Here is a 15,267-nt window from a genome sequence, read left to right as displayed (position 1 = left end):
TGCCCGGCCGGCGGCCTTCGGTGAGGCCGGGGAGAAGGTGGGGCGGCGCTTCAGGTGAGGCGCTGCGGGGCGGCGGGGCTGGAGATGGAGCCCGCCGGGGAGAAGAAGCGATCATCGACATGATCCAGCGCCAGGCAGGCCCCACCCAGCGCGACACACTCCTCGCCGAGGGTCGAGGGCCGGACGTCGGGCACGCGCACGCAGTGCGGTTCGAGCGCCCGGCGCAGCGCGGGCAGCAGCACGTCGGCCGAGCGGGAGAAGCCGCCGCCGAGCACGACCAGTTCGGGATCCAGCGTCAGCACCATCGCGGCGGTGCCGAGCGCGAGATGGCGGGCGTAGGCGTCCACCGCGGCCTGGGCGTCGGGGTCGCCGCCGCGGGCCGCGCCGAAGACCAGCCGGGCGGCCTCCTCCGGCGAGGCCCCCTCGGCCGTCGCGCCGCTCTCCAGCCGCCCGGCCATGGTGCTCCAGCCCGTGATCTCCATGAGCCCGACCTCGCCGGTGGCCCCGCTGAACCCGTGGTGAAGGCGTCCGCCGATGATGAGCGCGGCACCGGGCCGGCGGCCGACGTGCAGGTAGACGAGGTCCTGGACCCCGGCGGCCACCCCGAGCCGCTGCTCGGCGAGGGCGGCGAGCTTGCTGTCGTTCTCGATGGCGATCGGGCAGGGAAGCCGCTGCCCGAGATGCCCGACGAGGTCGACACCGGGCCAGTCGGGCAGGTCGTTGACCCGGGTGACGAGCCCTTCGCGGTTGACGACGCCGGTGGTGCCCGCGGTGACGCCCCACATGTCGGCGACGGTCAGGCCGGCGGCGATGAGCGCGGCGTCGACGGCCCGCCACACGGCCTCCAGCCGCTCCCGCTGGGCGGTGTGCCGGTCGACGGCGACTCGCCCGCTGGCCACGACCCGGCCGGCGAGGTCGGTGATCACGGCCAGGACCTTGTGGACGCCCACGTCGATGCCGAGCACGTGACCGGCGTCGGTGCGGAAGCGGTAGCGCTTGGCGGGCCGGCCCATGGCGCCGGGCGCGGGCCGTTCCTCGGCGATCCAGCCGCGCTGCTCCAGATCGGTGACGACGTCGCCGACGGAGGCCCGCGACAACCCCGTCCGGGCGGACAGCTCGGTGAGCGTCAGTGGATCGCGCGCCTCACGCAGGGCACGGATGCTGCTCAGGGAGTTCAGCTGGCGCAGCCGCTGAAGGTCCCCACCACTGACCTGCACGGTGTCGCTCCTCACTATCAATGGTCTCTGACTTATATCGCTGAAGCCTCGATGGCTTCCACCTCGATCGTCCTGCGGCGAGAGATCTTGACGGCGACGCCGTTTTCGTGACTATCTATGGAAACCATAATAAGGGAGCATTGCGAATGACAGTGACTATAGCCATCGTCGGTGCCGGCGCGCGCGGCCAGATCTACGCCGGAGCCGCCGCCGCGGACGGCCGCGCGCGGGTCGTGGCCGTGGCCGACCCGGACCCGGCGCGGCGGGCCAAAATGGCCGCCGAACACGGCCTGCCGGACAGCGCCTGCTTCGCCGGGTGGGACGAGCTGGCAGCCGTGCCGAAGCTCGCCGACGCCGTGGTCATCGCGACCCAGGACCGGTTGCACGTCGAGCCGGCCGTGGCCTTCGCCGAGCTCGGTTACGCCATCCTGCTGGAGAAGCCCATGGCGCCGACGGAGCCGGAGGCCCGCCGCATCGTCGAGGCGGTCGAGCGCAGCGGCGTCGTGTTCGCGGTCTGTCACGTGCTCCGCTACACGGCCTACACCCGGGTGCTCAAGAAGCTCCTGGACAGCGGCCGGCTGGGCACGATCTCCAGCGTGCAGCACCTGGAGCCGGTTGGCTGGTGGCACATGGCCCACTCCTTCGTACGGGGTTCCTGGCGCAGCGCGGCCGAGTCGGGGCCGATGTTGCTGACCAAGTCCTGTCATGACATCGACTGGTTGCTCCACATCCTCGGCGAGGCGCCGGTCGCGGTGTCGTCCTTCGGCTCGCTGACCCACTTCCGGCCGGAGAACCGCCCGGAGGGCGCGAGCACGCGTTGCGTGAGCTGCGCGGTCGAGCCGGACTGCCCCTACTCCGCCAAGCGGCTCTACCTGGGCTGCCTCGGTGATCCGCGGCGGGAGTTCTGGCCGCTCGGCGCCGTCACCTCCGACGCCACCGAGGCGGGCGTCACGCGCGCGCTGGAGAGCGGCCCGTACGGCCGCTGCGTCTACGACTGCGACAACGACGTGGTCGACCAGCAGGTCGTCACGATGGAGTTCGCGAAGGGCGCGACCGCGTCGTTCACCATGACGGCGTTCACGCCGCTGGAGCACCGCAAGACCCGGATCTTCGGCACCCGCGGGTACGCCGAAGGGGACGGACATGACATCAGGGTCGTCGACTTCGTGACCGGCGCCGAGGAGACGATCGACACCGGGACGGCGGCGGGCGCGTCCCTGGCCGACGGCCACGGCGGTGGCGACGGCGGCCTGGTCAGGGCGTTCATCGACGCCGTCACCGCCGGGGACCAGGCGCCGCTCGGCGCCGGGCCGGCCGATGCGCTGGCCGGGCACCTGGTCGTGTGGGCCGCCGAGCGCGCCCGCCGGAGCAGGAGCGTGGAGGCCCTGTGACGACGATCCCGGCGCCCGCCCGCCTCACCTCGGGCCGGGGTCGCTTCACCTTCTCACCGCGGCGTGGTGCCCGGGGTGGAGGGCGGCCGCCGGGAACCGGGCGCCGGTGACAGTGAGCGTCTCGGCGTAGCCGGCGCGGGTCGTGGCCGCGGTGATGGAGTCTACGGAGGTCGTACCTGCTGTCCACCCAACGGTGGACAGCAGGTACGACCGGACGATGCTCCCGGTGACACCTGCCGTTCCGCGACGCTCTTCGTATGAGCGAACTGGCTGTACGCGCGGCGCGCTGGAGCGCCCGCCACCCTTGGCGTGCCTTTGTTTCCTGGTTGGGGTTCGTGGTCCTGTGCCTGATCATCGGCATGGCGGTCGGCACCAACAGCGCTACCACCAAGGACTACCGGGTGGGCGAGGCGGGGCGTGCCGAGGCCATGGCGGCCGAAGGAGGGCTGCAACGTAAGCCCGAGGAGCAGGTGCTGATCTCCCGGCGGAACGGAGATCCTGCCGGTTCGGCCGGGCAGGCGGCCGCGGACGAGATCAAGGCGCGGATGGAGCGACTGCCCGGGGTGGAGAGTGTGGCGGTGCCCGTACGGTCCGCGGATGGCAAGGCGATCGTGGTCAGGGTGACCATGCGTGGGCCGGAGCTGGGTGCGCAGAAGCAGGTGGATCCGCTGATCGCGCAAACTGCGGCGGTGCGGGCGCGCCACCCGGATCTGCGTGTCGAGGAGACCGGTGCTCCCTCCATCAGCAAGGGGGTCAACGCCCAGCGTGGCGCGGACCTGGCGCGTTCGGAGGCGATCGCGTTGCCCGTCACCCTGGTGGTTCTGCTCTTGGTCTGCGGGTCGCTGGTCGCTGCCGCGATTCCGCTGCTGCTCGCGCTGTCCTCGATCGCGGCGGCGATGGGCCTGGCGATGGTGGCCTCACATGTCTTTCCCGACGCCGGGGTGGGCACCAATGTGATCATTTTGATCGGCATGGCGGTCGGCGTCGACTACTCGCTGTTCTACCTCAAGCGGGAGCGCGAGGAACGCGCCCGATCCGAGGGCCGGGTCGGGCCTGAGGCGTTGGTGGAGCTGGCCGCGGCGACTTCCGGGCGGGCGGTCGCCGGCTCGGGACTGGCCGTCGCCGTCTGCGGCGCGACGCTCTATCTCGCCTCCGATGTCATCTTCTCCTCGCTGGCCACCGCCACGATCGTGGTCACGCTGGTGGCGGTGGCGAGTTCGCTGACCGTGCTGCCGGCGGTGCTGGTGCTGGTCGGGCGGCGGCGTGAGCGACGCGGCGCGCGCCGAGCGGGCCGGGCCGGCGGGGGCAGGCTCGTACGGGCCGGAAAGGAACCGGGCCGGGTGTGGCAGGCGCTGATGAGGCCCGCCGTCCGGCATCCCGCGATCACGCTGGCCGCATCGATCCTGGCGCTGCTCGCCCTGGCCGCCCCGGTGACGGGCCTGAAGCTGACGGAGATCAGCCTGGAGACGTACTCGCGGCAGATCCCGGCCATGCAGGTTCGCGATCGGCTCGTCGCCGCGTTCCCCGAGATGCGGGTCACGCATCAGGTCGTGGTACGGGCCGAGGCCGCCCGGGCGGGTCAGGTGCGTAGAGCGCTGGCGGAGGTGATCCGGCGCACGCGGGCCGATGTCTCGTTCGCGGGCACGCCACACGTGCGCACGTCGGCCGATGCGCGTGTCAGCACCCTCGCGCTGTCGGTTCCGTATCGCAACGACTCGCCGCAGGCGCTCGCCTCACTCGCACACCTCAGGAACGACTACCTGCCGGCGGCCGTCGGCGGCATACCGGGCGCCGAGTGGGCGGTCTCCGGCGACGTGGCCCGCTTCACGGACTACCCCGCCCATCAACAGGACAGGATCCCGCTGGTGCTCGGGGCCTTGCTGCTGGCCACGTTCGTGATGACGCTCCTGATCTTCCGCTCGGTGGTGCTGGGCCTTCTCGGCGTCGTGCTGAACCTGCTGTCCACCGCCTCCGCCGTCGGCGTTCTCGTCCTGGCCTTCCAGGGAAGCTGGGCCGAGGGGTTGCTCGGCTTCACCTCCACCGGGTCGATCGGGTCACGCGTTCCGCTGTTCCTGATCGTGATCCTCTTCGGACTGTCCATGGACTACCAGGTCTTTGTGGTGAGCCGGGTCCGAGAGGCGGCGATGAGCGGCCTGCCCACGCGCCGGGCGGTCCTGGACGGCGTGGCCGCTTCGGCGAGCGTGGTCACGAGTGCCGCCGTGGTGATGGTGACCGTGTTCGTCAGCTTCATCTTCGTCGACCTGATCGAGTTGAAGCAGATGGGCTTCGTGCTGGCGGCCGGTGTGCTGCTGGACGCGTTCGTCGTCCGCGTCCTGGCGCTGCCGTCGGCGCTGCTCCTGCTGGGACGCCTGAGCTGGTGGCCGTCACGGGGCGTGGCGCGGGACGGCCGAACCGGTGGAGGCCGCGGCGACGTGCCTGAGAGCCGGGCCGCCGAAGTAGGTTGAGCGACATGACGTCGTGGTCGAGCGCCGGTGACCGGCATACGCCCCCCGTCTGGGGCAAGGCCCTCCAGCGGTGGAACGCCGTCTCCTGGCTGCTGTACGGGCTGTTCACGGCGGCCGTCGTGGTCCTCGATCCGCCCGGTGAAGACAAGACCTGGTCCCTGGTCCTGCTGGGTGTCCTGGCCGCCTGCTACGCGGTCGTCATGAGATATCCGGGCAACCGGGTGCTGCGGCCGTACACCTATCTGTGGGTGCTCGTCCTGTCGTTGAGCGGCCTGTCCTATCTCCGTGACGGGTACGCGGCCCTGTTCATGGTGACGTTGCCGCACTTCTGGGTGCTGGCCAGATCGTGGCGGGAGTCGGTCGGCTTCAGCGCTCTGGGCGCGGTGGGCACGCTGGCCGGCAGCATGCTGCGGGTGGGCTGGAGCGCGGACTTCTTCAGCTCCAACGTGATCTCCACACTGATCGTCTACTCGGCGAGCGTCCTGATCGGGACCTGGGTGCACCAAGTACTGGAGGAGAGCCGCGAACGGGCTCGGCTGATCGGCGAGCTGGAGCGGGCTCAGGCGCAACTGTCGCAGGCGCACCAGCGCCAGGGCGCGGCCGACGAACGGGAACGGATGGCACGCGAGATCCACGACACCCTGGCGCAGGGCTTCGCCTCGATCGTCGTGCTCGCCGAGGCCGCGCGCTCCGGGCTCGACTCCGCGCCGTACCGCAGCGAGCAGCAACTGCGCTCGATCGAGGCGACGGCGCGGGAGAACCTCGCCGAGGCGCGGGAACTCGTCGGTTCGGCACGCGAACCCGGATGGCCGGCCGTGGGCACGGTGGCTCGGACATTGAGGCGCACCCTGGATCGCTTCACCGAGGACACCGGGCTCGCCGTCGTCGCCGAACTCGCCGACGTCGACTGCGACCAGCAGACCCGCATCGCGCTCCTGCGCTGCACCCAGGAGTCTCTGGCCAACGTCCGCAAGCACGCGCGGGCGTCCACGGTGGGCGTGGTGCTGGCGCGGCACGCGGCCGAGGTCGAGCTGGAGATCACCGACGACGGCGTCGGCTTCGACGTGGGGCGTCCGCCGGGGTTCGGCCTCGACGGGATGCGTAAACGCCTGGCCGAGCTGGGCGGCGAACTGACCGTCACCAGCTCTCCAGGAGACGGGACGAGGGTTCTGGCGATGATTCCCCTGGAGAGCGAGGTGCCGGTATGACCCGCGTGATCGTGGTCGATGATCACACCGTGATGCGGGCCGGGGTCATCGCCCTGCTGGCCGGTGAGCACAGCATCGACATCGTCGGCGAGGCCGGCGACGGCCGGGCGGCGCTTGCCCTGGTCGAGCGGCACGATCCGGACGTCGCGCTGGTCGACCTGCGCATGCCGATCCTGGACGGCGTCGCGACCACCGCCGAGATCGTCACCCGGCATCCGCGCACCCGTGTGCTGATCCTCACCACGTACGACACCGACGCCGACATCGAGCGCGGCGTCGAGGCGGGCGCCATCGGCTACCTGCTGAAGGACACCACCCGCGAGCAACTCGTCGACGCCATCCACGCGGCGGCACGCGGCGAGACCGTACTGGCTCCGCGCGTGGCGGAAAAGCTGATCGCCAAGATGCGACGACCCGCTCAGGCGACGCTGACGCCACGCGAACTCGACGTGCTCAACGCGGTGGCCGACGGCCTCACCAACGCCGAGATCGGCAGCCGGCTCGTCATCGCGGAAGCCACGGTGAAGACCTACCTGCTGCGGCTGTTCGCCAAGCTGGAGGTCAACGATCGCACGCACGCCGTCGTGAGGGCCATGGAGCGAGGGCTGCTGCGCCGACCATGAGAATGCTCAGGTCACGAAGCTCCTGGCTCGTTCTTGCCCGCCCGGGCCGATGCGGGTAGGTCCACGCCCGGCCCGACCTCGGCTCACGGCCGCAGTTGCTCGTCCAGGGCCGACTGCAGCCGCGCGACCTGTTCCGGTGTGGCACGTGGGGTGACCACGGAGGCCAGCTCGGACAGCGGCAGGCGCAACCCACGGGCGGCCAGGGCCGCCGGATCGCCGATCACGCCATGGGCGGTCATCACTCGTGTCAGGCGCTCCCACAACCGGGCGTCGTCGACGGCGTCCGCGATCACTTCCGGCGACGCCGGCGGCGGCAGCTCGGCCTTCCACTGATGATGGCCGGGTCCGGTTCGGAACGGTTCCCGCCCCGGCAGGTGCACGATCGCCTCGGTCCCCGGCGGGACCCGCGCTTCGAGGACGAGGGTGCCGCCACTGATCCGCCACGCCACGCCCGCAGTGCCGTACGGGGTCTCCAGGTCGGCCTCTGCCCAGGTCAGACCATGTCCCGGCAGCGGGCGGACCTCGATCCGCCGGTAGCCGGGGGCGGCGGGCGCGAGGCCGGCCACCCGCCGGTGCAGCCAGTCGGCGACCGCGCCCAGCGCATAGTGGTTGAACGAGGTCATCTGGCCGGGGTTGATCGAGCCGTCGGGCAGCATGCTGTCCCAGCGTTCCCAGATCGTCGTCGCCCCCATCGTCACCGGGTAGAGCCACGACGGGCAGGAGCGCTCCAGAAGCAGCCGGAACGCCAGGTGCGGGTATCCCGCCTCGGTGAGCGCGTCCGTGATCAGCGGCGTGCCGACGAATCCGGTCGCCACCCGGAAGCCGTTGGCCCGCACCAGGTCGGCCAGCCTCGTTCCGGCCGCTTCCCGCTGCTCCGGCGTCGGCAGCAGGTCCCAGTGAAGGGCCATCGCATAAGCCGTGGGAGTGTCGCTGACCATCAGCCCGCGCTCTGTGACGTAGGCGGAGGCGAACGCACGCCTGACCTCCGCCGCCAGGTCCCGGTAGCGGCGCGCGTCCTCGCTCAGGCCGAGCACGGCGGCGGTCCTGGCCAGCAGGTCGGTGCTGCGGATGTAGTGCGCGGTGGCGACCAGGTCCTTGTCCGTACGGGAGTCGCCGGGCGCGTCCGGCGGGGCGGCCGGGTCCAGCCAGTCGCCGAACTGGAACCGGCCGGCCCACAGACCGTCCTCCCCCGCGAAGGCGTGCAGCCGTTCCACCCACGCCCGCATGCTCGGATACTGCTCGCGCAGCACCTCGGCGTCGCCGTAACGCTCGTAGAGAGTCCACGGCACGATCGTGGCCGCATCGCCCCACGCGGCGGCGGCGGGAAGGATGTTGTGGTGGATGTTCGGCACGACGAACGGCACGCAGCCGTCCTCGAACTGCTCCGCCGCCAGATCCCGCAACCACGAGGACAGGAAGGACGAGCAGTCGGCCAGGAAGGCGGCCGCGGGTGCGAAGACCTGGATGTCGCCCGTCCAGCCGAGCCGCTCGTCCCGCTGGGGGCAGTCGGTCGGCACGTCGAGGAAGTTGCCGCGCATGCTGCGCACCACGTTGTCGTGGAGCTTCTGCACATCGGGATCCGAGCAGCGGAAATGCCCTGTGGGGCGCAGGTCGGAACTGAGCACGACTGCTTCGACCGACTCGATCTCCTCAGGAGCCACGCCACGCAGCCCCGCGTACCTGAAGCCGTGGAAGGTCAGCGACGGCTCCAGCACCTCGGTCCGCCCACCGGCCAGCACATAGCGGTCGGTGGCCTGAGCACTGCGCAGAGGGCGGATGCCCAGTTCGCCGTCCTCCAGTACTTCGGCGTGCCGGACGACGACTTCCTGCCCGGCACGCCCGCGCACGCGCAGCCGTACCCAGCCCACCAGGTTCTCCCTGAAATCCACCAGCAGCTCCCCCGACGGGGCCGCGTACCGCATGCCGCCCGGCACTGCGGCGACCGGCCGAACAGGCGGAGAGTCGCCGGGAAAGAGCTGGTCGAGCGGCTCGTCGAGCACATCCACCGGTTCGCCCGCGCCGCGCCCGATCCGCAGGTCGGTGGTCTGTCCGTCGTAGAGGTCGTCAGCGAGGACGCCCGTGGTGTGCGCCCGCCAGCTCTCGTCGGTCACCACCAGGTGCGTGCTTCCGTCGGCGCACTCGATCTCGAGTTGCGCCAGCAGCGCGAGCCGGTCGCCGTACAGGGCTCGCTGGCCGCGCCAGTAGAGCCTGCCGCGGTACCAGCCGTTGCCGAGCAGCGCGGTGACCTCGTTCTCGCCCGGCCTGAGCAGGGCGGTCACGTCGTGGGTGCGGTAACGCAGCCGCCGGCCGTAACTGGTCCAGCCGGGCGCCAGTTCCTCGTCGGTGACGCGCTCGCCGTTGATCCGCGTCACGTGCAGCCCGAGCGCGGTGACATGCAGGCGGGCGCGTGTCACCGCCGCGGGCAGCTTCACGGTACGGCTCAGCAGCGGTGCGGCGGTGAGCACCCCGCCGAGGGTCCGCGGCGAGACGAAGCGCGCGCTCCATTCCCCGGCGCCGAAGAGCGGCGTCTCGAAGGCCAGCGGCCGGCTCCAGTCGCCCCAGCGGCCTCGGCTGCCGACGCTGACGCGCAGCGCTCCGGCGGCGCGGGAGTCCAGTGGGGCGAACGGCCATCGCACGCCGAGTTGTTCGGCGCCCTCCGCCGTGTGGACGACGGGTGGCCTGCCGGCGAGGGTGAGCTCGACGCGGTAGGCGTCGAACGGCTCGGTGGTCCGCCAGGACAGACGCGGTCGCGGCGCCGGCATGCCGTGCAGCCGCAGGTCGACGCTCACCGGACCGCCACGGGGTCGGCGGTCGCCTGCATGCGGCGGCGCAGCGGGAAGATCCACGTCCAGGCGATCAGGGCGGCGACGAGCACGGCGGCGAGCAGCACCACCATCAGCGCCTGGGGGCTGGCGTCGGCGATCGCCGGGGTGACCAGCGCGAAGCCCGCCGCCACGAAGCGGGTGAAGGCTATGGCGACGCCTTGCGCGGTGCCTCTGATCAGGGTGGGGAAGAACTCCTGCGACCACACCTTGAAGATGACCTCGCCGGCGAAGCTCGCGCCGATCGTGATGGCGAACTTCAGGATGATCAGCGTCACCGTGTTCAGCCCCACGATCAGCGGGATCGCCGTTCCGATCGCCATGATCGCGACACCGATCGTGTAGAGCAGCATCCGGGCGGGCCCGTCCACGTACTTCATGAAGATCAGGATGGTGAGGAATCCGAGCGGATAGGCCAGCATCCCCACGAGGGTGGCCGTCGACACCTGCGCCCCGGCCACTTCGGTGAACAGGAACGTCTGGAACTGGCCGAACGTGTTGGCGACCAGGTTGCCGACGGCGTAGAAGAGACCGAGCCCGACGACGGCGCCGAGGAGCGGCCTGGACGTCAGCACGCGCCAGGAATCGCCGCGCACGCCCTCGGCCGGGCCGGCCTGCTGCCGGTCGCGCTCGCGTACCCACTCCTCCGACTCACGCAGCCTCCGGCGCAGTACGAGCACCACCAAGGCCACGACGATCACGTGCAGGTAGATGATCCGCGCGCCGATCGTTCCGGTCCCTGAGACCAGGAACGCGATGAGGTAGGCAGCGAATCCGCCACAACTCCATAGCACCTGCGAAAAGGCGACAAGCCTGGCACGCCGGCCTTCCGGCGCCTCCTCGGCCACCAGCGCCAAGGAGGTCGGAATGTCGGCGCCCATCGCCAGACCGGTGACGGCCACACCGACGAAGATCATCCACGGCTGGACGGCGAAGGCGAGCAGCAGGAGACCGGCGACGAAGACGACCAGGTCGTATGTGAACACCCTGCGCCTGCCCAGCAGATCCCCGAGCCGTCCGCCGAACACGGCTCCGAGGGCCAGGCCCAGCGTCAGGACGGACGACGCCGTGCCGATCATCCACGGGCTCAGCCCGAGCTGCTGCTTGTACAGAACCAGCGCGGTGCCGGTCCCCACGATGGTGGCCGCGTCCATGTAGGAGGCCATGCCGCCGAGCGCGGCCGTCCTCCAGGCACGCCTGGCCGTCGTCTGTGTCATCTGCGTCGATACCTCGTGTAGGGGGTTCCGCGGGCCCGCACGCCGTCGGTCCGCGTTGTGTGAAGCGACTATTGTGGATCGATCTACATTTTTCAAGAGGGAAGTTCCGGACCGCTATGTTGCTGACATGAGTTCCTCGCGCCCCACGATCTCCGACGTCGCCGCCGCGGCAGGAGTGTCACGGGCTGCCGTGTCGAAAGTCCTGCGCGACGCCTACGGCGTGAGCCCGCGCATGCGCGAACGCGTCGAGCGGGCCATCGCCGAGCTCGGTTACCGCCCCCGGGAGGCCGCCCGCGCCATGCGCACCGCCACCCGTACCATCGGGGTGGCCGTCCCCTTGCTGCGTGGCCAGTTCTTCGCCGACATCCTCGACGGCGTCTACGAGGAGCTGGACGCCGGCCCTTACCGGATGCTCGTCTCGCCGTTCGACCACGAGACCAGCGAGCGCAACCCCGGCATGGAGTCGCTGTGGGACCGCGAGGTGGAGGCGGTCATCGTCGTCTCGCCGAAGGTGCGCGCCTCCTGGCTCGACTCCTTCGCCCAGCGGCTGCCGACGGTGGTGGTGGCCAGGCACGACGCGAGCGACCACTACGACCGCGTCGTCAACGACGACCGAGCGGGCGCGGCCCTGGCCGTCGAGCACCTGGCGGCGCTGGGTCACCGGCGGATCACTCACCTCTCGCACAACGTCTCCGGGCCTGGCATGCTGAGCCCGCATGCCGTACGCGAGGCCGGCTACCGTGAGGCGATGCGACGGCTGGGGCTCGACTCGTACCTGTCGGTGGTGACCTGCGGTGGCAGCGAGGCCGAGACCCACCGGGCCACGGCGGCGCTGCTCGACCGGGGGGATCCGCCGACCGCGCTGTTCGTCGGGTCCGACCAAGGAGCCTTCGGGAGCCTGCGGGCGCTGTCGGAGCATGGGCTACGAGTGCCCGATGATGTCTCTGTCGTGGGCTACGACGACACCCAGTTCGCCTCGCACCCGCGCTTCTCGCTCACCACCGTCGCCCAGTACGGCACCGCCATGGGCCGTGTCGCGGCCGACCTGGCACTGGAGCGGATCAAGGCGCGCACGGAGGCACGGGAATGGGTGTCGCGGCCGGCGTTGATCGAACGTGAGTCCACGGGACCCGTACGCCTCCCCTGACGCCACCGGCCGATCGATCGCCGCGCCGGCAGTCACCCGGGAGTCACGTCGCAGCCGGTGACCTGGTCGCACTCACCCTGGGGCGATTGAGCCGGAATCGACGACATCGAATGCCCCGCCCTGCGTCAGCCGCGTCGGGCGCTGCCTGGCGGATCGGCCCGGCGGCTCCGGCGCGCCCGGCGGGGGTGGCGCGTCGGGAACGCCGGAGCGCAGCGGGGTTTCGCGGACCAGGCAGGAAAGGGCGAAGACGGCCGCACCGAGAACGGCGGTGCCGAGGAGCATGACGTGCAGGCCGTCGGTGACGGCCAGCCGTACGGCATCCGCCGTCCGTTCGGGGAGGCCCGGGAGCAGAGCGGGGGTGAGTTCGCCGCCCGTGGTGAGGCGGTCGGCTTCGGCCGGGCCCAGGCGGGCGGCCAGACCGTCCCCCATCCGGGCGGCGTACAGGCTGCCCAGCAGGGCGATGCCGAGTGATCCGCCGACGGTGCGCGCCAGGGTGAGTGTGCCGTTGGCGGCGCCCATGTCGCGGGGATCGGCGCTGTTCATGGTGATCAGGGTGGTGCTCTGCATCACCAGCCCGATTCCCGCTCCGATGGGGAGGGTGAGGGCTGAGGCGAGGGCGGCAGGGGTGTCGCCGTCGAGGAGCAGCAGGGCCGGCGCACCCGCGGTCATGAGCGCCCCGCCCAGGATCGGGTAGATCCGGTAGCGGCCGTTGGCGCTGATGAGGCGGCCGGTGACCAGTTGGGCGCCGAGCATGCCGAACATCAGCGGGAGCAGCAGCATGCCGCTGGCCGCCGGGGAGGCGCCCTGGACGAGTTGCATGTACTGCGGCAGGTAGTTCGTCACGGTGAGCATCACCGCGCCGACCAGGAGGCTGAGCATCTGGGCGAGGGTGAAGTTCCGGTCGGCGAAGAGCCGGGGCGGCATGATCGGCTCCGCCGTACGACGTTCCACGGCCACGAAGGCGACCAGGGCGAGCAGGCCGATCGCGCCGAGGATCCACGACGTCCCGCCCGCCAGCAGGGTCAGGGCGACGGTGGCGGTGGTCAGCAGGGTCGCCCCGGCGTAGTCGATGCGAGGCCGGGCGCGTACGGCGGGTGGCACATGGACGCGGGTGACGATGAGCAGCAGGGCCAGGGCGCCGAGGGGAAGGTTGACGTAGAAGGTCCAGCGCCAGCTCAGTTGGTCGGTGAGCAGGCCGCCCAGCAGAGGTCCGCCGACGTAGGCGACCGGCATGATGACGCCGATCATCGACTGCAGCCGCCCGCTCTCGCGAGGCGGGACCAGGACACCGATGATGGCCAGCGCGCCGACCATGAGCCCGCCCGCGCCGAGCCCCTGGACGGCGCGGAAGGCGATGAGCTGGGTCATGTCCTGCGCCAGGCCGCAGAGTGCGGATCCCACCAGGAAGAACACGATCGAGGTGATGAAGGTGGCCTTGCGGCCGAACAGGTCGCCGAGTTTGCCCCAGATCGGAGTGGTGGCCGCGCCGGCGAGCATGTACGCGGTCACCACCCAGGGCAACTGGTCCGGGCCGCCGAGGTCACCGGCGATCGTGGGCAGTGCGGTGCCCACGATCAGGCCGTCGAGCATGGCCAGGAACATGCCGATGAGCAGTCCGAAGATGCCGAGACGGGTCATTGCGGTTCAGGCGGCGTAGGGGCGGGCGGTCCTGGCCTCGCGCAGCGAGTGCCCCCACCAGGCGAGCCGGTCCAGCATGACCTTGGCCGCGGCGTCGGCGGCCGGGTCGACGGCCTTGCCGTCGCCGTCGAACTGCGCCCAGGGGTGCTGCAGGCCGACGCTGTCGCGGATGGTCACGGCGTGCAGTTCGGCCAGGACGAGCCGCAGTTGCTCCACGGCGCGCAGCCCGGCGGAGAAGGCGCCGTAGGAGACGAACGCGACGGGCTTGGCGTGCCACTCGGTGTTGTGCCAGTCGATGGCGTTCTTCAGCGCCGCCGGGAAGCTGTGGTTGTACTCGGGCGTCACGATGACGAAGGCGTCGGCCGCCGCCATCCGCGGTGACACGGCCGCCAGCAGGTCCTTGGCCTCCTGAGTGGCGGGCGGCTGCCCGAGTACGGGGTAGACGGTCGGCAGCGGGGTCTCGATCAGGTCGATCAGGTCGGCGTTCATGTCCTCCCGCTGGGCCAGATGGTCCATGATCCAGCCGGCTACCGCGGGGCCGAAGCGGCCGTCACGGGTACTGCCGAGAAGGACGGCGATGTTGAGCATGTCGTTCCCCAATGTGTACAACGTATTTGCGGGAGACAATGTACGCATCACTGTGTACGTTGTCTACTTCTGATACGTTGTATCTGTCGCGCCGGGAAGGGAGGCCCTGACTGTGGCCACGGATGAGAACGTGTCGCTGTGGGAACGGCTGGAGCGGCCCGCCCCCACACCCCGCCAGGTGTTGTCGCCGCAGCGCATCGCCACGGCCGCCGTCGCGATCGCCGACGCCGAGGGCCTGGAGGCGGTCACCATGCGCCGTCTCGCGGCCGAGCTGAGCGTCGCCCCCATGGCGCCTTACCGCCACGTGTCCGGCAAGGACGACTTGCTGGAGCTGATGGTCGATCACGTCTACGCCGACCTGAGCCTGCCCGACGGCCTCGGCTGGCGCGAGAACCTGCGAACGCTTGCCGTGCGCACGCGCCGGCTGATGCTCGACCACCGATGGCTCACCCAGTTGCCCCCGCAGGCCAAGCTCTCCCTCACACCTCGCCGGATGGCCGTGGCCGAACGGGCCCTGACGGCCCTCGACGGCCTGGGGCTCGACGCCGACGCGATGATGAGCGCCTTTCGTACCGTGGACGCCTATGTGCACGGCTCCATGAACTACGAGGGTGCCGTCAGCACCCTGATCGCCGAGCAGAACCTGTCCGACGGGGACGAACTGCGCGACACCCTCGCCCCGTTGATGATGTGGCACATGCGAACCGGCCGTTATCCCACTTTTCAGCGGTACCTGCACACGGCCGCCCGCAAGGACGACGCCCAATGGCAGTTCGAATCCGGCCTCGACTGCGTCCTCGACGGCATCGCCGCCCGCCTGGGCCTTTGAGAGACGCGGCTACCGCACGGGAAGCCCAACTCGACGTCGCCCCGGCCCGCTGAGCCTCCCCCCCCAATGGGGAGGCGCCTATGCCCTCGCGAGCGTGAGGGCCCTGGCCGGCGGTTGCTGCC

11 protein-coding genes are annotated in these 15,267 nt (G+C 70.9%); 6 read left to right on the top strand and 5 right to left on the bottom strand.

Annotated features, from left to right (window positions below; genetic code table 11):
• Positions 1-50 precede the first annotated feature (50 nt).
• Entirely contained in the window at positions 51-1,217 is a 1,167-nt protein-coding gene (locus tag IEZ27_RS36890; protein ID WP_125629664.1) for an ROK family transcriptional regulator, read from the bottom strand.
• 146 nt (positions 1,218-1,363) lie between these two features.
• On the opposite strand from IEZ27_RS36890, the gene IEZ27_RS36885 reads away from it, so the two are divergent.
• From IEZ27_RS36885 to IEZ27_RS36870, 4 genes are all read left to right on the top strand, one after another.
• The gene (locus IEZ27_RS36885; RefSeq protein ID WP_189651498.1) at positions 1,364-2,608 is read left to right on the top strand and encodes a Gfo/Idh/MocA family protein; all 1,245 of its coding nucleotides are present in this window, start codon (positions 1,364-1,366) and stop codon (positions 2,606-2,608) included.
• A gap of 257 nt (positions 2,609-2,865) precedes the next feature.
• Positions 2,866-5,073 (top strand): MMPL family transporter, encoded by a 2,208-nt coding sequence (locus IEZ27_RS36880; protein ID WP_189651497.1) that lies wholly within the window; start codon positions 2,866-2,868, stop codon positions 5,071-5,073.
• 5 nt (positions 5,074-5,078) lie between these two features.
• Entirely contained in the window at positions 5,079-6,281 is a 1,203-nt protein-coding gene (locus IEZ27_RS36875; RefSeq protein WP_189651496.1) for a sensor histidine kinase, read from the top strand.
• On the top strand, positions 6,278-6,904 hold the full coding sequence (locus IEZ27_RS36870) for a response regulator (protein ID WP_125629672.1): 627 nt from the start codon (positions 6,278-6,280) through the stop codon (positions 6,902-6,904). The genes IEZ27_RS36875 and IEZ27_RS36870 overlap by 4 nt, the downstream gene beginning before the upstream one ends.
• An 83-nt stretch (positions 6,905-6,987) precedes the next feature.
• Here the strand turns inward: IEZ27_RS36870 and IEZ27_RS36865 are convergent, their stop codons facing one another.
• Complete coding sequence (locus IEZ27_RS36865; protein WP_229824684.1) at positions 6,988-9,693, bottom strand: family 78 glycoside hydrolase catalytic domain; 2,706 nt, start codon at positions 9,691-9,693, stop codon at positions 6,988-6,990.
• Positions 9,690-10,943: an MFS transporter gene (locus tag IEZ27_RS36860; RefSeq protein WP_189651495.1), complete on the bottom strand. Its 1,254-nt coding sequence runs from the start codon at positions 10,941-10,943 to the stop codon at positions 9,690-9,692. Before IEZ27_RS36860 ends, IEZ27_RS36865 begins: the two co-directional genes overlap by 4 nt.
• 127 nt (positions 10,944-11,070) lie before the next feature.
• Between IEZ27_RS36860 and IEZ27_RS36855 the strand changes: the two genes are divergently transcribed.
• Entirely contained in the window at positions 11,071-12,090 is a 1,020-nt protein-coding gene (locus IEZ27_RS36855) for a LacI family DNA-binding transcriptional regulator (RefSeq protein ID WP_189651494.1), read from the top strand.
• Positions 12,091-12,162: 72 nt separating this feature from the next.
• On the opposite strand, the gene IEZ27_RS36850 is transcribed toward IEZ27_RS36855, so the two are convergent.
• Complete coding sequence (locus IEZ27_RS36850; protein ID WP_189651493.1) at positions 12,163-13,728, bottom strand: MDR family MFS transporter; 1,566 nt, start codon at positions 13,726-13,728, stop codon at positions 12,163-12,165.
• Positions 13,729-13,734: 6 nt separating this feature from the next.
• Positions 13,735-14,328, bottom strand: coding sequence for an NADPH-dependent FMN reductase (locus tag IEZ27_RS36845; protein WP_229824683.1), 594 nt, complete (start codon positions 14,326-14,328; stop codon positions 13,735-13,737).
• A gap of 100 nt (positions 14,329-14,428) precedes the next feature.
• Here IEZ27_RS36845 and IEZ27_RS36840 point away from each other — a divergent pair, with 100 nt between their 5' ends.
• Entirely contained in the window at positions 14,429-15,145 is a 717-nt protein-coding gene (locus tag IEZ27_RS36840; protein WP_189651491.1) for a TetR/AcrR family transcriptional regulator C-terminal domain-containing protein, read from the top strand.
• Positions 15,146-15,267 lie beyond the last annotated feature (122 nt).

Origin of the sequence: Nonomuraea spiralis, from assembly GCF_014648435.1 — a bacterium.
In the GTDB taxonomy this organism is placed as follows: Bacteria; Actinomycetota; Actinomycetes; order Streptosporangiales; family Streptosporangiaceae; genus Nonomuraea; species Nonomuraea spiralis.
This window is presented reverse-complemented; position numbering and strand designations above follow the sequence as displayed.